The sequence below is a fragment of the Actinophytocola sp. genome, from assembly GCF_045807065.1.
Lineage (GTDB): Bacteria > Actinomycetota > Actinomycetes > Mycobacteriales > Pseudonocardiaceae > Actinophytocola.
In genome coordinates this window covers 1-17134 of the sequence record NZ_JBJMIE010000292.1, presented here as the reverse complement: position 1 = coordinate 17134, position 17134 = coordinate 1, and the positions used below count along the sequence as shown (strand labels likewise).

18 protein-coding genes are annotated in these 17134 nt (G+C 68.7%); 10 read left to right on the top strand and 8 right to left on the bottom strand.

The features are described 5' to 3' along the window. The 4 genes from ACJ73U_RS16905 to ACJ73U_RS16890 form a co-directional block, all read right to left on the bottom strand. Positions 1-271 (bottom strand): hypothetical protein (locus ACJ73U_RS16905; protein ID WP_407778586.1); only part of this gene is annotated, 271 nt, incomplete at its 3' end. Beyond that, the gene (locus ACJ73U_RS16900) at positions 261-3110 is read right to left on the bottom strand and encodes an AAA family ATPase (protein ID WP_407778585.1); all 2850 of its coding nucleotides are present in this window, start codon (positions 3108-3110) and stop codon (positions 261-263) included. The genes ACJ73U_RS16905 and ACJ73U_RS16900, both read right to left, overlap by 11 nt. Positions 3111-3368: 258 nt before the next feature. Further along, positions 3369-4154 (bottom strand): SAM-dependent methyltransferase, encoded by a 786-nt coding sequence (locus ACJ73U_RS16895; protein ID WP_407778584.1) that lies wholly within the window; start codon positions 4152-4154, stop codon positions 3369-3371. A 529-nt stretch (positions 4155-4683) separates the two neighbouring features. Then, entirely contained in the window at positions 4684-5310 is a 627-nt protein-coding gene (locus ACJ73U_RS16890) for a DedA family protein (protein WP_407778583.1), read from the bottom strand. A 96-nt stretch (positions 5311-5406) separates the two neighbouring features. Between ACJ73U_RS16890 and ACJ73U_RS16885 the strand changes: the two genes are divergently transcribed. From ACJ73U_RS16885 to ACJ73U_RS16875, 3 genes are all read left to right on the top strand, one after another. Next, entirely contained in the window at positions 5407-6309 is a 903-nt protein-coding gene (locus ACJ73U_RS16885) for an undecaprenyl-diphosphate phosphatase (protein ID WP_407778582.1), read from the top strand. Between the two features lie 68 nt (positions 6310-6377). Then, positions 6378-6767, top strand: a complete 390-nt coding sequence (locus tag ACJ73U_RS16880) for a BlaI/MecI/CopY family transcriptional regulator (RefSeq protein ID WP_407778581.1) — start codon at positions 6378-6380, stop codon at positions 6765-6767. Then, positions 6764-7735 carry a M56 family metallopeptidase gene (locus ACJ73U_RS16875; protein WP_407778580.1) on the top strand — a complete coding sequence of 324 codons (972 nt, stop codon included), beginning with the start codon at positions 6764-6766 and terminating at the stop codon, positions 7733-7735. Before ACJ73U_RS16880 ends, ACJ73U_RS16875 begins: the two co-directional genes overlap by 4 nt. Positions 7736-7743: 8 nt before the next feature. Here the strand turns inward: ACJ73U_RS16875 and ACJ73U_RS16870 are convergent, their stop codons facing one another. Then, positions 7744-8154, bottom strand: coding sequence for a DUF1707 domain-containing protein (locus tag ACJ73U_RS16870; RefSeq protein ID WP_407778579.1), 411 nt, complete (start codon positions 8152-8154; stop codon positions 7744-7746). 162 nt (positions 8155-8316) lie between these two features. On the opposite strand from ACJ73U_RS16870, the gene ACJ73U_RS16865 reads away from it, so the two are divergent. Continuing rightward, positions 8317-9201 (top strand): hypothetical protein, encoded by an 885-nt coding sequence (locus tag ACJ73U_RS16865; protein WP_407778578.1) that lies wholly within the window; start codon positions 8317-8319, stop codon positions 9199-9201. Between the two features lie 408 nt (positions 9202-9609). Here ACJ73U_RS16865 and ACJ73U_RS16860 read toward each other — a convergent pair whose 3' ends face one another. Next, positions 9610-10146 (bottom strand): TetR/AcrR family transcriptional regulator, encoded by a 537-nt coding sequence (locus tag ACJ73U_RS16860; RefSeq protein WP_407778577.1) that lies wholly within the window; start codon positions 10144-10146, stop codon positions 9610-9612. Positions 10147-10234: 88 nt separating this feature from the next. Here ACJ73U_RS16860 and ACJ73U_RS16855 point away from each other — a divergent pair, with 88 nt between their 5' ends. Continuing rightward, entirely contained in the window at positions 10235-10960 is a 726-nt protein-coding gene (locus ACJ73U_RS16855; protein ID WP_407778576.1) for an SDR family NAD(P)-dependent oxidoreductase, read from the top strand. Positions 10961-11014: 54 nt separating this feature from the next. On the opposite strand, the gene ACJ73U_RS16850 is transcribed toward ACJ73U_RS16855, so the two are convergent. Beyond that, positions 11015-12061 (bottom strand): ferritin-like domain-containing protein, encoded by a 1047-nt coding sequence (locus ACJ73U_RS16850; protein WP_407778575.1) that lies wholly within the window; start codon positions 12059-12061, stop codon positions 11015-11017. Positions 12062-12216: 155 nt separating this feature from the next. On the opposite strand from ACJ73U_RS16850, the gene ACJ73U_RS16845 reads away from it, so the two are divergent. The 5 genes from ACJ73U_RS16845 (at position 12217) to ACJ73U_RS16825 (ending at position 16746) form a co-directional block, all read left to right on the top strand. Then, on the top strand, positions 12217-12981 hold the full coding sequence (locus tag ACJ73U_RS16845; RefSeq protein WP_407778574.1) for an SDR family oxidoreductase: 765 nt from the start codon (positions 12217-12219) through the stop codon (positions 12979-12981). Further along, on the top strand, positions 12978-14243 hold the full coding sequence (locus ACJ73U_RS16840; RefSeq protein ID WP_407778573.1) for an RNA polymerase sigma-70 factor: 1266 nt from the start codon (positions 12978-12980) through the stop codon (positions 14241-14243). Before ACJ73U_RS16845 ends, ACJ73U_RS16840 begins: the two co-directional genes overlap by 4 nt. Positions 14244-14452: 209 nt before the next feature. Continuing rightward, positions 14453-14692: a hypothetical protein gene (locus ACJ73U_RS16835; protein ID WP_407778572.1), complete on the top strand. Its 240-nt coding sequence runs from the start codon at positions 14453-14455 to the stop codon at positions 14690-14692. A 247-nt stretch (positions 14693-14939) separates the two neighbouring features. Further along, positions 14940-15590 (top strand): helix-turn-helix domain-containing protein, encoded by a 651-nt coding sequence (locus tag ACJ73U_RS16830; protein WP_407778571.1) that lies wholly within the window; start codon positions 14940-14942, stop codon positions 15588-15590. Between the two features lie 13 nt (positions 15591-15603). Continuing rightward, the gene (locus tag ACJ73U_RS16825) at positions 15604-16746 is read left to right on the top strand and encodes a cytochrome P450 (RefSeq protein WP_407778570.1); all 1143 of its coding nucleotides are present in this window, start codon (positions 15604-15606) and stop codon (positions 16744-16746) included. On the opposite strand, the gene ACJ73U_RS16820 is transcribed toward ACJ73U_RS16825, so the two are convergent. Beyond that, positions 16747-16893, bottom strand: coding sequence for a hypothetical protein (locus ACJ73U_RS16820; protein ID WP_407778569.1), 147 nt, complete (start codon positions 16891-16893; stop codon positions 16747-16749). Positions 16894-17134: the final 241 nt, after the last annotated feature.

Genomic DNA, 17134 nt, shown 5'->3' with positions numbered 1-17134 from the left:
CGAGTCCGGGATTCGTCGCGCCGAGTTCCTGACAACCGGACATGTGCGGGGCAAACGAGCGCTCGTCGTCGACGATCAGGTGAGCCACGGGTACGCCCTGGCCAGTTTCGTCTCGGCGCTGCGAGACGAGGCCGCGGATGTCGTCGGAGCGCTGTGCCTGGTCGAGGATACCTCGACTGCCGGGCGGCAGCGAGTGGAATCGGCGGGCGTCGCGTTGTGTTCGGCGGAGACGCGTTAGCGTCAGAACGTTCGGCGGATCGTCACTGTGCACCCGGTTTTTCGTGTGTGGTTGCGATGACGGCCAGCTCGACGCGGGAGGTCAGTCCGAGTTTGTTGAGAATGCTTGAAACGTGGGACTGTACGGTGCGGCGGGACAGGAACATGTGGGTGGCGATGGTGGGGTTGGAGTGTCCTTCGGCGACGAGGGCGGCGACTTTGCGTTCGGTGGGGGTGAGTGCGTCCCAGCCGGTTTTGGGTCGGCGACGGGGGCCTTTGGCGCCGCCGCGGACACCTGCCTGGCGGATTCGTTGTCTGGTGCGGCCGGTGTCCCAGGTGGCGTCGAGCGCGGTGTAGAGGTCGACGGCGGTACCGAGTGCGGCGCGGGCCTGGCTCGTGCGTTGATCTTTGGCGAGCAGGACGGCGGCGTTTTCGTGTGCGTGTGCCTGGTACAACGGGCGCCCGGCTTGCTGGTAGGCGGTGACGGCGGTCGTGAGCAGGTCAGCGTCGCCGTGGGCCATGGCTCGGCACAGGTGGGCGGTGCCGTGGATGGCGGCTGACGTGGTCTCCCGGGCGGCGAGGGTGCTCATCTCGTCGGCGACCTGGCCTGCCACCGTCGGTTGGTCCACGGTGATGGCCAGCCGGACGAGGTCCGGGCACAGGTGGTGCAGGTGTGCCCTGGGCAGTGGACATTCCCGGTCCCAATAGGTGAACAGCAGGTCGAAGGCTCGCTGGGGATCGCCTTCCGCCTCAGCCGCCAACGCACGGGCCCATTTGTTCCAGAAGACGGCGAAGGCCATTGACGGCGGAACCTCCTCCGGCCAGGCGTTCGTGGCGGAGATGACCGCACGGTCGTTGCGGTGAATGCCGATGACCGCGGTCATACCGTCCAGGGGAACCGCGGCCACCATGAGAGGATCGGGAATTTCCTGTCCCGCACGGATCTCAGCCAGCGCGTCGTCCCACCGACCTTGCAGGAACCGCAGGGTCGCCCTGGTCGCGTGATACATCGCCATCAACGGACTGCCCGTGCGCGCACAGAACCGCATCCCGGCCTCGAGCGTCTCGTCGGCCTCAGCGAACCTGCCGAGCTCGGTCAGGCTCCAGCCCTTCAACATGTACGGCGCCATGCCGAACGGAAGATCCGGGTACTTCTCCTCGTACGAGGCCAGGATCGACAGCTCTTCCTCGACCGAGAGCAGCGCCTGCTCGCTGCGCTGTTGCGACAGGTACACCGCCGCCATGACCTCCGTCGCCTGCAGCGCCGACCACTCCACCCCACCCGCGATCGCGGTCTGCCGCGCCCGCTCGGCCATGACCATCGTCTCGTCGAAATTGCTCAACACCAGATGGCACTGGGCGATCAGCCCCTGAAAACGCGTGGTCTCCACCGCCGACAGCGAACCCACCGCCAACACCGACTCACACACCCCGAGCGTCTCATCCAGCTTGCCCTGCGCGAAACAAGCTACCGCCAGCAGCCAACGCAGGACGTTCTCCTGGGCCGGGTCGGGATCGTGGACCAGCGCGTCCCGGATCGCCTCCTCCGCCTCGCCGGCCCGTCCCGCCCACTGCAACGCCCGACACAGGTGAAACCGCAACACCTCCCGCCGCCGGTCACCAGGATCAGCCAGAGACAACGCGTGACGCAGCAGGTCCACCGCCAACGCCGGCGCCCGCGCCGCAAGCGCCTCCGCCGAGACCATCAGCCAGTCCAGCGCCGTGACATCGACCACGGCGCCATGCAACAGATGCTCCGCGACCCGCTCGATCGGAGCGCGTGCCGCGGCCAACGCATGACCGGCATGGGCATGGATCGCCAAGCGAGCCGACTCGGTCAGACCGTCAGCCAACACCCGGCGAATCAGATCATGCCGGAAAACCAGATCGTCACCGGCATCGACGAGCAATCCGAGCTGAATCGCTTCCCGGATGATCTCCAGCAGCGACGGCAACGGCTCGCGCAGCACCAGAGACAACTCGGTCACGGTGAACCCGGACCCCAGTGCCGCGGCCACCGGTAGCATCTGCTGGGCCCGCGGCGACAGGAATCCCGTGTGATGACGGATCATGTCGGCCAACGAAGCCAGTACCACCGTGTCGTCCCGCGCGGTCAGCTCCGCGACGCCGTCGGCGACCCGGATCCGCTGCTCGCGAGAGAATGCCGTCACCAACTCGGTGATGTACAAAGGGTTGCCGGCTGCCTCCCCCACTACGGTCAACAGATGCGGGCCCGGCCGGGCCCCCACGAGCCGATTGGCCAGCGCGCCCACCTCGGGATCCGACAGTGGTCCCAATGAGACGGACAACGCGCCACGCGCGTCCAAGCCCCGCAACAGACCCGCGAGCTCGTCACTACGTGGCACCGGCAGGCAACTCGCCCCCACGAACAGCGGCAACTGACCGATCACCCGCCCCAGCCGATTGAGCACGCGCAAGCTCGCCGCGTCGGCCCACTGCAGATCGTCAAGAATCAGCGCCACCGCGCCGTCCGCGCACCAGTCGTCCATCAAACCCAGGATCGCCTCGATGACCAGGTATTCCTGGCTGACCGCTCCGGACCTGGCCGCCACCCCCAACGCAGCCTCACCCCGCATCAACTCCGTGATCCGCCGTACCGCCTCATCGGGCGACCTCTCACTGATCCCGAGACATGACCCGATCGCGGCGAACGGGAGGCGCTTCTCCAGTTCCTCCGCCGTTCCCCGCAGCACCCGCATGCCCAACCGCCCGCACTTCGCCGCGACGGCGTTCAACAGCGACGTCTTACCGATCCCCGGCTCCCCGCCCACCAACACCGCCGCCCCGTGACCACCTACCGACGAATTGACCAGCCGCGACAGCTCGGCCAACTCCTCATGGCGGCCCACAAGATCGACTTGGGTCGGATTCATACTGACGACTCCCACCGGGTTCCTGCTCCTCTGACCATTGACACCCAATCCGAACGATTACTGATACTCATATGAACCGCCCAAATCGCGCAGCATACCGCTTCAGCGGATCAGGACCGCTGACACATAGCCGCTGGTTGTGCAGCACAGGCCATCGCCGTCCTCCCGCGTGCCGGAACCATGGTGCTCCCTGTGCCGGGTGCTCAGGGAGAGACGCTGGCGAGGGCCGCCTGTCCGGGTTCGCTCCGAAGCCGCCACCTACGTGGGTTTTCGGCCGAGGCCGGCGTAGATGCGGATGCGCTCGGGGTTGGCGGGAAGGTCCTCGCCGGGTTCGGGATGCCAGAGCGGTATGGGGACGATGCCGGGCTCGACGATGTCGAGCCCGGTGAACCAGCAGGCAAATTGTTCAGGTTCGCGCAGGGGGATCGACAGCGCATTACCATAGAGCCTGGTGAACATCGCGATTCCGTCGAGCAAGTGTTGGGTTTGGCTGAACTGTGAGAGCCCAAGATAACTGCCCGGGCACACCGCGTCGGTGTAAGGAGTGATCAAGTTGGCGGGATCGTCCTCATCCGGCACCTGCAGCGGAGTGTCGATCATCATGAGCGCCACGGGCTTCCGCAGGTCGATCAGCCTGCGCACGTCCGGGTGGCCGAGCACATGATCGGCGCAACGCATGTCGGCGTGCAGGTAGGCTGTGTGATCGTTGCCTTCCAGGAGGTCCTGGCCGGTCTGCACGACCAGGGGATCATTGTCGACGTAGACCACCCGTGCGTCCGTCAGTAGTAGTTGGGTTATCTCGTGGACGTGCCCCATGGTGGGCACGCCGGAGTCGAAACCGAGGAACTGGCGCACGCCGTGCCTGATCAAGTAGCGCACCATCCGCTGCTGCATCGCGCGTACTTGGCGTATCAGATACGGCAGCTGCGGCGCGCACACCAGGATGCGATCGGCGGCAACACGGTCTCGCTCATCATGATGACAGCCACCCAGCCAGTAGTCCCGGATGCGGGCAATACCGGCTGGGTACCCTCGCTCGTCCACCGCTCCCGTAGGAAACGTCATCTTGAGCCGTTTCCTCAGGCAGAGGCCTCGACAACCACCATCATGAGCCGTCTCCGCTCGCGCGCACTGGCCGCCTCCGCTCGGGTAAAGAGTCCGCTGCCATGAGATCCTTTGCTAGTCCACGAACGCGATGGGCGACCAAGCATAGAGTTCCCCGGCGGGCTAGATCAATTGCGCAAGCCGAAGGCCGCTCCGACGCGATGGCTGTGATTTTCCAACTTGATTCAGGCAGGCAGTTCGCGTCGCCGCTGCTCTGGGGATTTCCTGGGTCGTTCTCCGATGCGAGATCAGCACCCATCACCCTTCCCCTTCTTTGCCGCACCGTGTGCGCGACGAAGAAGACCCCTTCCACCTCTCCGCGCGAACACGCACTTTACGCCGCGCGGGAGAGTCGGCGCCCCAACGGGCATATCTGGCTCAGTCCCGTCAAGAGGAGCCGGATCGTCCTCCGTTGAGCGATCCGCCATAGCAGACGCTTTCAGGTACGGAATGCCTGCCGACGCGCGCGCTACCTGTCGACTCGCCGGTGTCGCTCGCGGTTGCGTCGGAGTTCCAGCAGCATCGGCAGCAGGGACACGACGACGATCACAGCGATGATCGGCAGCAGGTACTGGTCGATGCCGGGGATGCTGGTGCCGAGGAGGTAGCCGGCCAGGGTGACGCCGACCGTCCACAGGAGACCACCGAGGACCTGCCAGATCGTGAAGCTCCGAGCGGGTACCGCCAGAATTCCGGCGAGGGGGTTGAGGACCGTCCGGAGGATGGGGATGAACCGGGCCAACACGATCGCCTTGGCGTGTCCGTAGCGGTTGAGCAGTTCTTCCGCGCGTTCGACGCCACGGTGCAGGTGCGGGTTCCGCGTCCGCGCCAGCAGCGGTCGCCCGCCCCGGCGGCCGATCAGGAACCCGAGCTGAGCGCCGGCGACCGCGCCTGCCGCCGCCGCGGGCAGCACTAGTGACAGTGACAGGTGCACGGGGGCGGTCGCGCTGGTGGTGCAGAACAGCCCGGCGGTGAACAGCAGCGAGTCGCCGGGCAGGAAGAACCCGATCAGCAGGCCGGTCTCGGCGAACAGGACCAGGAACACCCCCGCGGCACCGAGATCGGCCAGCCAGGACGTCGCGCTCAGCGGGTTCATGCCGACCATCACCTCCTGGCGGCCGGGGCCACCCACCGATCTTCTACACTGACGTAGTAGTTCTACTGTATCGTAGAAAGAATTCGGAAGGGTGCCGTGAGCCAGCTGGACTATCTCGAAGCGATCGTGGTGGGCGCCTTCCAGGGCGTCACCGAGCTGTTCCCGGTGTCGAGCCTCGGTCATTCCGTGCTGGTCCCCGCGGTCGTCGGTGGGCGGTGGGCGCGGGATCTCGACGTGTCGGCGCCGGAGTCGCCCTACCTGGCGTTCATCGTCGGGCTGCATGTGGCGACCGCCGCCGCGTTGCTGGTGTTCTTCCGTCGGGACTGGGTCCGGATCATCGGCGGATTCGTCACTTCCGTCCGGTATCGACGAGTGCGGACGCCCGCGGAACGGCTGGCCTGGTTGATCGTCATCGCGACCATTCCGGTCGGGGTCAGCGGTCTGCTGCTGGAGCACCTGTTCCGCACGACACTCGGCAGGCCGGTGCCGGCCGCCGCGTTCCTGATCGCCAACGGCGTGGTGCTCTACGTGGGCGAACGCCTGCGACGTCGGACCAACACAGTCCAGACAGCGCCGGGCGCCGCGGTGGACGCGGACGTCGCGGCCGACCAACGACTGTCCCGGCTCCCGGCCGGGCGCGCCGCGCTGATCGGAGGCGCGCAGGTGCTCGCGCTGCTGCCCGGGATCAGCCGGTCCGGGGTGACCATGGTGGCCGGGCTACTGCGTGGGCTGTCCCACGAGGATGCCGCCCGGTTCTCCTTCCTGCTGGCCACGCCGGTCATCCTGGCGGCCGGGGTGCTGAAGGTCCCGGACCTGTTCGGCCCGCTCGGCGCCGGCATCCACGGCCAGGTGCTGGCCGGCAGCGTGGCCTCGTTCGTCAGCGCCTACCTCGCCGTGCGGTTCCTCACCCGCTACTTCCACACCCGCACGTTGATGCCGTTCGCGATCTACTGCACGCTGGCCGGGACGGCCGCGCTGGCTTGGCTCACCCTCCAGTGACACGACAGCACTGACACGACGGCACTGACACGACGGCACTGAATTCGACAGCGGTGTAGATTCACGGCATGCGGAGGAAGGAATCGGCGCGGCGGGCCTCCGGCGCCCTGGAAGCCGAGGTGCTGGCCGTGCTCTGGGGTGCGGCGGTGCCGTTGTCTCCGACTGAGGTCCAGGCCCGGCTCGAGGATGACCTCGCCTACACCACCGTGGTCACCATCCTCACCCGGCTGCACGACAAGGGCGTCGCCACCCGTGAGAAACACGGACGCTCCTACCGCTACCACGCCGTCGACGACGAGGCCGGTCTGGCCGCACGCAAGATGACCAAGGTCCTCGACAGCGAACCCGACCGCGGCAGCGTCCTGGCCCGGTTCGTGACCCAACTGTCCGAGTCGGACGAGGCGACCCTGCGTGCGTTGCTGCGCAGGGACACCCACGACACCGGCGGCTCGCGGTGACCGTCGACCTCCTGGTGCCGCTGCTGCTGCCGCTGGCGGCGTGGCCGATGGCCCAACTCGTCGCGCCCCGACTGCCACCTCGGGTGGCGAGTTGGCTACTCACCGGCGCGTGTCTCGTGCTCGCCGCGGGCAGCACGGCCGCGCTCATGCTGCTGGCGTTCGCGGGACTGTCGCTGATCCCGGCCGTCGCCGACATCGGGCACTGGTCGACCCAGGCGCTGCGTGACCAGGACGGCGTCGACGTCCCGGTCTCCATCACCAGCGGCGCCCTCCTCGTCGTTCTCGCCGTCCTGCTGACACGCACAGCCGTCCGGTATGTGCGCTGGGCGCGGCGGCTGGCACGCGAGTTGGACCTCCACAGCCGCGACGGCGGGATCGTGATCCTGCCCGGTGCCGAGCCGGTGGCGTTCGCCGCACCCGGCCGAGGCGGACGCATCGCCATCTCCAGCGGCAAGCTGGCCGCGCTGACCCCACCCGAACGCTGCGCGCTACTCGCTCACGAACGCGCGCATCTGGCCGCACGCCACCACGTGTTCCTGATCGCGCTGACCGTGTCCGCGACACTCAACCCGCTGCTGCGCCCACTCACCTCGGCCGCCTGCTTCGCCCTCGAACGCTGGGCCGACGAAACCGCCGCCCACCGCCTCGGTGACCGCACAGTGGTCGCGCACGCGGTCGCCAAAGCCGCGCTCGCCGGTCGCCCGCACCCGGGGTTCGCCCTCGCCGCGACCGGCGGCCCGGTCCCCCGCCGCGTATCCGCCCTGCTCGGCGAACCCACCGGCGCCAACGCCGGTCACGGCATGGTGACCCTGCTGAGCACGGTCGTCCTCAGCGTCACCGCCCTCTCCGCACAAACCGCCCTCGACAGCGCCGCCGACCTACACGACGGCATCGAACTCGCCCAAGCCGCGAACCCGTTCCACCACGGCCACCACCACGACACGTTCACAAGCTGGCACGAACACTGACGATCGGCTCAGTCGTGGCCCAGGCCGTGGTGACCGAAACCGTCGTCGGCAACACCGTGGAACGCCATGACCAGCATCGACACGAAGACCACGGCCAGCACGGCGGCGAGCACGACCCGGCGCCGCGGATGGGGTTCGCCGGCCCGGCCCAACAGGACCGCAGCCTCCACAGCCAGCTGCCGCCAGACGACCACCCCGACCGCCCGCCAGCCCGTGGCCGGCCCGGTCTCGACCGGCAGGTCGGCCGCGAGATCGGCCAGCTCGTGCCGGTAGCGCGCCTCGTAGACCTTCGCGATCCGTTCCTCGACCTCGGTCAGCGACAGCCGCCCCTCACCCGCGGCCTTGTGCAGCGTCGCGCAGGTTCGTTCCCGTTCGGCGTCCGAACAGCGCACAGAGGGGCGAGTGGATGTCTCGCTCATGGCCGTCCTCGGTGGTCACGGGCTTCCGCCCTCGGACAGGTGAATACCCTAACTTCTACACGAATGTAGATACGACGTGCGTGAAACGCCAGGTGTCACCCGGAAGGCTGGTGCTCCCTCCGTCGCCCGGCGCAGGGTCGCGACATCCCCCTATCGTCAACCGTGGCCGAATCACCGAACGTGCGACTCACCGACCCGCGGGATCGCCGTGTACTGCGCAAGCTGCCCCATGTCACGCTGCTGTTCTGGCTGGTCAAGATCGTCGCGGTGACCCTCGGGGAGACGGCCGGGGACCTGTTCGGGATCACCCTCAGAACCGGTTACGGCGACACCGCGCTGATCTTTCTCGGCTACTTCCTGATCGTGCTGGCGATCCAGCTCGGCTCACCCCGGTACCGACCCGCCGTGTTCTGGGCGGTGGTGCTCGGCACCAGCATGGTCGGCACTGAGCTGTCTGACTTCCTCGACCGCGGCCCCGGCCACGGCAGCGCGACCGACGGCGTCGGCTACGGCTGGGGCGCGATCATCCTCACCGGCCTGCTGGCGGTCATCTTCGCCGTCTGGTGGCGCACCGGACAGACCTACGACGTGGAGAACATCGCCAGCCGCACAGGCGAACTCCTGTACTGGGCCGCGATCCTCGTGTCCAACACCCTCGGCACCGCCAGCGGCGACTGGCTCTCCGACGACACCGGCCTCGGCTTCCGCGGCGCCTTCCTCGTCATCACCGCGATCATGGCCGCCATCGTGGCCGCCCACTACCTGACCAGCATCAGCACCACCCTGCTGTTCTGGCTCGCGTTCATCCTCACCCGCCCACTCGGCGCCGCCGGCGGCGACGCACTCACCAAACCCACCGACGACGGCGGCCTCGGCTGGGGCACCATCTGGGGCTCGACAGCCTTGCTCGGCACGCTCGTCATCCTGGTCGCCTACGAGACCGTCCGCGTGCGCCGCCGACCGCTCGAACCACTGCCCTACCCGATCAACCGCCGAACGGGCGAGCCACAGACACCCAACGGCGCCGTGGTCACGACTCGCCACTGACCGTCAGCCGACCGATCCCGTACCCGGCGACCACGAAACGCGCGCACAACCATCTTCTACATTCGCGCCGTCTTACTACAGGCATGTAGAATTGGAAGGCGGCGTTGATGGAGCGAGTCGATCTCGCGCCGGGCCTCGCGCCCGTTGGCGCCGCCCCTGGTCGAGGCGCCGTTGTGACCCTCGCGGCCGAAGCGCGTTCGGCCGACCCCGGGAGCGCCGTACATCACGAGCGTCCGGTTCTCACCGGTGCGGACCGCCGCGATCATCCGATCGAGAAAGGCGCACTCCGACGTCCGCCTACCAGTCCGGCACGTCGTCGGAACACCACGGTCAAGCCCCCTTCGCCCGCGGGATCGGCGCCGGGCAGCGCAATTACCCAGGACAAGGATCATCCTGGCCGAAACGCCCTCAGTGTTGCCTCAGCAGGCCGTCGAAGAGAATTCCCAGATAGCGCCGCCACGGTTCGGGCTCGGTGTCCCGCAGCGGCGCGGCCGCCTGGTGCATGCCGGTCATCAGCAGGACCACGTCCTGTCCGGTGACGTCGGGGCGTAGGTGCGCCTTGTCGACCAGTGCCTGGACGGCCTCCGTCAGCCGGGTGACGCCGGTCCGCACGTCGGGATGCCGTACCGAGCCGCTCGCCACGTCGCACAACGCCTGGTTGCCCGCCAGCCGGTCGGCCCCGTAGGTCATGAACTCCCTCAGCGCCGCCGTGGGATCGGCCGCGTCGCGCCGGCCGGCCGCCGCAGCGGTCAGGTCGTCCAGCAGGTCTCCGACGATCGCCGCGATGAGGTCTTCCTTGGTCGCGAAATGCCGGAACACGGTGCCCTTGCCGATGCCGGCCCGGTCCGCGATCTCGGCCACTGAGACGTCCGCGCCCTGGACGGCGAACATCTCGGCGGCGGCGTCCAGCAGCGCCTTGCGGGTGCGCACCGCGTCGGCTCTCATGCCGCCATCCTAGCGCAACCTGACCGCCCGGTCCGTTTCGTGCTACGGTAAAAGTGACCACCCGGTCCGGTTAACTGAGGAGGCAGCATTGCACGGAAAGATCGCCCTGGTCACGGGGGCTTCGTCGGGCATCGGCGCGGCCACTGCGCGGGCCATGGCGGCGGCCGGTGCCACGGTCGTCGCCGGCGCGCGCCGGGTCGACCGGCTCAAGGAACTGGCCGCGAACGCCGACGGCGTGGTGCTGCCGGTGGAGCTGGATGTCGCCGACCAGCAGTCCGTGCGCGAGGCGGTCGCCACCGCGGTCGGCCACTTCGGCGGGCTGGACGTCGTCGTGAACAACGCGGGTGTGATGCTGAGCGGGCCGATCGTCGGCGCCGACACCGCGGAGTGGGACCGGATGGTGCGGACCAACCTGCTCGGGACGCTCTACGTCACCCACGCCGCGCTGCCGCACCTGCTGGCGCGTAAGGGAACCGTGGTGCAGATCTCGTCCACGTCCGGCCGCATCGCGTCGGCCATGGGCGGTGTCTACGCGGCGACCAAGTTCGGGGTGAACGCCTTCACCGAGTCGCTCCGCCAGGAGGTGACCGAACAGGGCGTGCGCGTGGTGACGATCGAGCCCGGCATGGTCGACACCGAGCTCGCCGACCACATAGGCGACGAAGCAATCCGTGAGATGGCCAAGAAGATGGCCGGCTCGATACGTACGCTGCGCGCCGAGGACGTCGCCGCTGCCGTGGTGTACGCGGTCGGCCAGCCCGATCACGTGGCGGTGAACGAGATCCTGCTGCGCCCCACCGATCAGGTGCGCTAGTTCCCGCCACCGTGCTCGCCGGCAGGGCGTACCGGCGAGCACGGCGCCCGTGCATCAGTTCCGCCGCTCGGGTGGCACGTACTCGAAGGTCGGGCCCGCGGTCGTCGTCCCGTCGCCGGTGGGCATCTTCATCAGCGCCAGCGCCTGCGTGCGCAGCCCGAACATCGTGCCGACGGCGTCCTGCATCTGGCCCGGGCTGCCGTTGAAGGCCTGCTCGAGCAGGTAGAGCAGCAGGCTGTAGGTCTGGTTGAACTCCTCTTGGGCGACCCGGATCGGGCTGTCCTCCGGATAGTCGGCCGTCCGCGGGTTGTGCCGCATCGGCAGCACGCCATCGAGGTCGACCGCGATCTCCTCGCCGGTCGGCCCGGACCGCGGTGTGTCGCCGGTCCGGTAGCGGCGGCCCAGCCGGAGCTCCTGGAAGCGGTAGAAGTGCGCGACCTCTTCCCGCTCGGGGTGGAAGACGTCGCGATCGCCGTCCCACACGTCGGTGCGCGCGGCCCCTTCACCCTGTTCGATGATTTCCGCCAACGCGGCCGACGCGGACTTCAGGTCGTGGACCGGCATCACCTCGCCGCCCCCGCCCCGGAGGTGGAACTCGCCGATCTGCCGGGCCGGATCGCCGCTGAACACCCGCTCTTCGCCCAGCTCGTCGCACAGGGTGCGCAAGCCGGCCTCGATGGCCGCGTAGAACTGCCCGATCGTCCGGTATTCGTCGCCCTGGGGCGGGTCGTCCGCGGACGCGGGCTGCTCGATGCGCAGGAACAGCTCGAGCGCTTCGGGGCCGAACGGGGCCAGGTGGACGTGCACGGACCGGTCGCCGTGCGGCAGCGGATGCGGGTACGGCGGCAGCAGCTCCGGCGTGTCGAGCCTGGGCGAGCCGCCGACGGCGTTGAGCAGGTTCGCGGCCAGCGCCAGATGGATCATCTCCTCGGCGAGGACCGTGCCCACGACGTGGGCGGCTTCGGGATTGCGGGCCGGGTCCAGTGAGTAGAGCGCGCAGAGGTAAGGGGGAATGGTCGCGTGCTCGAGCTCGATCGCCCACTGCAGGTGGCGGCGGAGATCGTCGATCGTGTCGATGGCGTGGGCGCCACTGGTGTCCATGCGGTACCTCGGTTCGTCAGGTCGGTGTCTCCAGCCAGGACAGGGCGCCATCGCGGTTTGTGACATCCAGGCTGTCACAAACCGGGGGGCTGTCCGGTCCTGGCTGGGGAACGACGTTCCCGGAGCGGCCGGGACGCGGGAGGAGAAGGCACACCATGAAGATCGTCGTGATCGGTGGCAGCGGGCTGATCGGCTCGAAACTCGTCCGGAAACTGGCCGAACACGGCCACGAAGCAGTGCCCGCGTCACCCGACTCGGGCGTGAACACGCTGACCGGCGAGGGACTGGCCGAGGTGTTGGCGAGCGCGCAGGTCGTCGTCGACGTTTCGAACTCGCCCTCGTTCGCCGACGACGCCGTGCTGGGCTTCTTCCGCACCTCCACCGGGAACCTCCTCGCCGCCGAGGATAAGGCCGGGGTGGGGCACCACGTGGCGTTGTCGGTGGTCGGCACCGAGCGGCTCGCCGAAAGCGGTTACTTCCGTGCGAAGATCGCGCAGGAAAAGCTCATCAAGGACTCCGGGCGGCCGTACTCGATCGTGCACGCCACGCAGTTCTTCGAGTTCGTGGGGAGCATCGCCCAGGCGGCGACCGAGGGAAACACCGTGCGCCTGTCGGACGCCCGCATCCAGCCCATGGCGGCCGAAGACGTGGCCGCCGCGGTCGGCCGGGTCGCGGTCGGCACTCCGCTGAACGGCACCGTCGAGGTGGCCGGTCCCGAGCAGTTCGGTCTCGACGAGCTGATCCGCGCCGGGCTGGCCTTCCGCGGTGACCCCCGCGAAGTCGTCACCGACCCGGACGCTCGCTACTTCGGTGCCCTGCTGGACAAGGACATGCTCCTGCCCGGTCCCGACGCGCAGCTGTCCGCCACCCGGTTCGCCGACTGGCTCCCGCGGAACCCGCCGCCCGCGAAGCGAGCATGACCGCCGGAGAACGCGGCGGGCACGCTCGTCTCGGAGGCGGCACGCGGCTGCGCAACGCGCTCGGCGAGCAGTTCATGGCCCGGTACGACCCCGACCAGACGGGACTGTCCACCCGCGACAGAGTGGCGCTGGCGGCGTACACCGAGATCAAGAAGGGACGCCGGCCGGCGGCGTGTGGCTCGACGTCTCGAGGGAGGCGACGGAGGAAGCCCCGGCGCGAGATCGACGAGCTGCTGGCCGCCGACGGCCCGGAGAACGTGCTCGCCCGGCAGCGCTGCCGGGACCCGCCGAGGTCCGACCTCGTAAAGTGGTGGAGGTCGGGCGGCGCTCGCGAGACGACGATGGGGCGTGGGGTGGCGGATTCCGGGGTGAGTGCCGAACTCGGCGGCGCGGACGATCTCGAGGCGGCCGCGGCTGTGTTCACGCAGGTGCGGCCGCGCCTGTTCGGGATCGCGTATCGCATGCTCAGCAGCGTCAGTGAGGCCGAAGACCTGGTGCAGGAGGTCTGGCTGCGGTGGCAGACCTATGACCGTGCCACGGTGGCCAACCCGGAGGCCTTCCTGGCGACGACCACCACCCGGCTGGCCATCAACGTCCTCCAGTCGGCCCGGAAACGGCGTGAGACCTACATCGGGCCGTGGCTGCCCGAACCGGTCGACACCGGCGCGGACCCGTACCTGGGCGCCGAGCGCGGTGAGGCCCTGGAGTTCGCGGCCCTGCTGCTGATGGAGAAGCTCACCCCGAACGAACGCGCCGCCTACGTGCTGCGGGAAGCCTTCGACTACTCCTACGCGCAGATCGCGGACATCCTGTCCTCGGCCGAACCCGCGGTGCGTCAGCTGGTCAGCCGGGCCCGCAAGCACATCGCGGGCGAACGGCGCGCACCGGTGACCGCGGCCGAGCAGCGCGAGCTGCTGACCACGTTCCTCACCGCCGCCCGCTCGGGCGACCTGACCGCGCTGGAACGGCTCTTCACGCCGGACGTGACCAGCCTGTCCGACGGCAACGGCCGGAAGGGCGTCGCCCGCACGCCGGTCGTGGGTGCGGCGCGGGTGGCGAAGTTCCTGCGGGCGATCTCCACCTGGTTCTGGGACGACGTCGACGTGCGGTGGGCGATCACTAACGGGCAGACTTCCGCCGTACTCCTCCGCGACGGCGCCGTGTACGGCCTGCTCACCGTCAGCGCCACCACCGAAGGCATCGACAAGGTGCTGTGGCTGGTCAACCCCGAGAAGAACAAAGCGGTGTCCGTCGCGGGCTGAGTCGCCGGCGTCACAGACCGGCGGGCTACCCGGTCCTAGCCGGGGACCGCGAGAGAACGGGGCACCGTGTGCGCGAATCTTGTGGCCGGCCCGACCGGCATGACGAGGTCGTTCGCAGGTTCGCCGAAGCTTGCCGGCGGGGAGACGTCACCGCTCTCGCGGCCGCCCTGGACGTCGATGCCATTGCCACGTGTGACGGCGGAGGGCTGGTGCCCGGACCGAGCGGGACTGCGCACGGGGTGGCGGAAGTCGCCCGGCTGGTCATGATGTCGCTGTGGGGGCGAGCGGGTGCCGAGCTGACCGTCGAGTCCGTCAACGGCCGCGCCGGGCTGGCCCTTCGCCGCGCCTCCCGCGCCGTCGCGGTGGTCGGTGCCGAGACGACCGGGTCCAAGGTCACCGCGCTCTGGATCGTGCTCAACCCGGCCAAGCTGAGCGGCTGGCACCGTTGACCGGGCCCGCACCGCGTCTGCCGTGCGGGCCCGGTCTCCTCAGCACGCCAGCCACTCCCAGGCCCAGCGGCGAATCCGTCGCCCGCCACATCGGCGTGACGCCGTTGACCGCGGACGAACCGGCCCACGCCTGGCCGTCCGGCGCGCACCATCTGGGGTTGTTCCCCGGCGGGGCCCTGACACTTTCAGTGCCTGGGGCCGGACGTATTTCGGTGGCGGGAACCGGCCGTTCGGGGTTCACTCAGGGGTGACCAGCGATTTCGCTCCGCCCGCCGATCTGGCTGACCGCGTCAGCCGGGTGTGGCGGCGCAGTGGGGAGCTGCCGGCCGCGTTGCCGCAACCGTCCGTGGACCTGCTGGTCTTCGCGGACGGGTCGTTGTGGTTAACCGGGCCGGAGACCGAGGCCAGGACCGGGAGTCTGACCGAGCCGTTGACGGGGGTGCGGCTGCGACCGGGGACGTGTGCCTCGGTGTTGGGGATCGCCGCGGACGAGGTGCCCCTGACGGGGATGCCGTTCCCCGGTTCGGGGCTCGCCGACGGGTTACGGGCGCTGCGGGCACCGGCCCGTCCGGCCGATCGAGCGATAGGTCAGGTGCTCCAGGCCATGCGCGCGGCTCCCGGTGCGTCGGTGTCCCACCACGCCGCCGCGGTCGGGTTGTCCGAGCGGCAGTTGCGGCGGCGGTTCCTGGTGGCGGTCGGGTTGAGTCCCAAGGCGTACGCGCGGGTGGTGCGGTTGCACCGGGCGATGGCGTTGGCGCGGTCGTCCTCGGTGCCGGACTGGGCGGAGATCGCTGTCCGCAGCGGGTTCTACGACCAGCCGCACATGATCGCGGAGTTCCGGCGTGCGGTCGGGTCGTCGTGTGTCCGTTTCTTCCAAGCGGCGGCCGTGGGCGGGTAGCACCCTGTGGGGTATGTCCCTTGAGGAGATCTTCGCTTTCCACAGGCAAGAGGTGGGTCCGGTGCGGTTCGTCGAGCCGTTCGGCGGCTGGGTGGCCACCCGGTACGTCGATGTGGACAGAGTGCTCACCGACCACGCGGTGTTCTCCTCCGACGAACTGCGCCACAGCACGCAACCGATCCCGCACCGCTCGAACCCGTTGTTGCGTAGCCTGCTGGCGACCGATCCGCCCCGGCACCATGCGTTGCGCCGCATCGTCAGCCAGGTGTTCACTCCCCGGGCCGTGTCGTCGTTGGCACCGTTGATCACGGCGAGGGTCCACGCTCTGCTCGCCTCGGCCGGGTCGACCTTCGACCTGATCGGCGAGGTGGCCTCCCCGTTGTCGGTGCACACGATCGCGGGCCTGCTCGGCGTGCGACCGTCGCGGTGGCCGGATTTCCTCCGGTGGACCGAGGCCGTCACGTCGTTCTTCGGCACGTTCACCGCGGACGAGGCCCGCCAGACCGCCTTCCACCGGGCGTTGACGGAAATGGGTGCTTACTTCCGCGAGGAGTTCGAGCGGCCGACCGGCATCATCGCGACCCTGACGGCCTCAGACCTCACCGAGGACGAGCTGATCAACTTCTGCACCTTGCTCCTGATCAACGGCCACGAGACGACCAAGACCCTGCTGGTGAACGCGATCCTTTGCCTTGCCTGCCAACCGAAGCCGGCCGACGTGCGACTGGCCGTCGAGGAGGTTCTCCGCTACCTGCCGCCCACGGGCGGAACCGACCGGTTCGTCACCCAACCCACCACACTCGGCGGACAGAAACTCCAACCAGGCCAACGAGTCGTCGCGATGATCACGGCGGCCAACCGCGACCCCGAGGTCTTCGCCGACCCACACACCTTCGACCCGAACCGGACCGCCAACCCCCACCTGTCCTTCGGCCACGGCATCCACTTCTGCCTGGGCGCCCACCTCGCCCGCATGGAGGTCCGCATCGCCCTCACCGCCCTGCTCGACCACCCCTGGCGCATCACAGACCTGGACACCCACCGAACCCCGATCGGCATCGACGTCCACGAACTCACTCTGGCGACAGGCCAGCCACCGGCGAACAAAAGCGGCCACCCAAGCGAACCAGCCGGGCACACTTTCCGAAGTACCTGATCAAATGATCGGACAACTATAGAGGTCGACGTGGTGGATGTGATGTGGTGTGCCGTAGAAGACGAGATCGTCCGGCATCAGCGGCTGTCCATTGAGGACGTGCGCGCCTGCGTTGTACCGGGTTTGGGCGGTGCGAGGCAGGGTCACTCCGGCTGCGGCGTAGGCGGCTTTGGTGAGACCGGAGCAGTCGAAGCCGGGGTCGCCTCCTGCTGGTTCTCTGAACCAACAGTTGATCTTGATTTGTTGGTTGGTTGGCGCATCAGTGACGCGATGTCGTGGCGGTGACGGTGCAGGCGACGAGGTGGCTGAGGCTGGACATGCCGAGGCCGACGGCTCATCTGAACAGAGGGATAGATAGTTAGTAATAGTTTAGTGTTGGGATTTTGTT

Excerpts from the sequence above, each read along its gene's own strand:
- ACJ73U_RS16900 (WP_407778585.1), bottom strand. The coding sequence starts at position 3,110 with ATGAATCCGACCCAAGTCGATCTTGTGGGCCGCCATGAGGAGTTGGCC.
- ACJ73U_RS16890 (WP_407778583.1), bottom strand. The coding sequence starts at position 5,310 with ATGAACCCGCTGAGCGCGACGTCCTGGCTGGCCGATCTCGGTGCCGCG.
- ACJ73U_RS16880 (WP_407778581.1), top strand. The coding sequence starts at position 6,378 with ATGCGGAGGAAGGAATCGGCGCGGCGGGCCTCCGGCGCCCTGGAAGCC.
- ACJ73U_RS16870 (WP_407778579.1), bottom strand. The coding sequence starts at position 8,154 with ATGAGCGAGACATCCACTCGCCCCTCTGTGCGCTGTTCGGACGCCGAA.
- ACJ73U_RS16860 (WP_407778577.1), bottom strand. The coding sequence starts at position 10,146 with ATGAGAGCCGACGCGGTGCGCACCCGCAAGGCGCTGCTGGACGCCGCC.
- ACJ73U_RS16850 (WP_407778575.1), bottom strand. The coding sequence starts at position 12,061 with ATGGACACCAGTGGCGCCCACGCCATCGACACGATCGACGATCTCCGC.
- ACJ73U_RS16845 (WP_407778574.1), top strand. The coding sequence starts at position 12,217 with ATGAAGATCGTCGTGATCGGTGGCAGCGGGCTGATCGGCTCGAAACTC.
- ACJ73U_RS16840 (WP_407778573.1), top strand. The coding sequence starts at position 12,978 with ATGACCGCCGGAGAACGCGGCGGGCACGCTCGTCTCGGAGGCGGCACG.
- ACJ73U_RS16825 (WP_407778570.1), top strand. The coding sequence starts at position 15,604 with ATGTCCCTTGAGGAGATCTTCGCTTTCCACAGGCAAGAGGTGGGTCCG.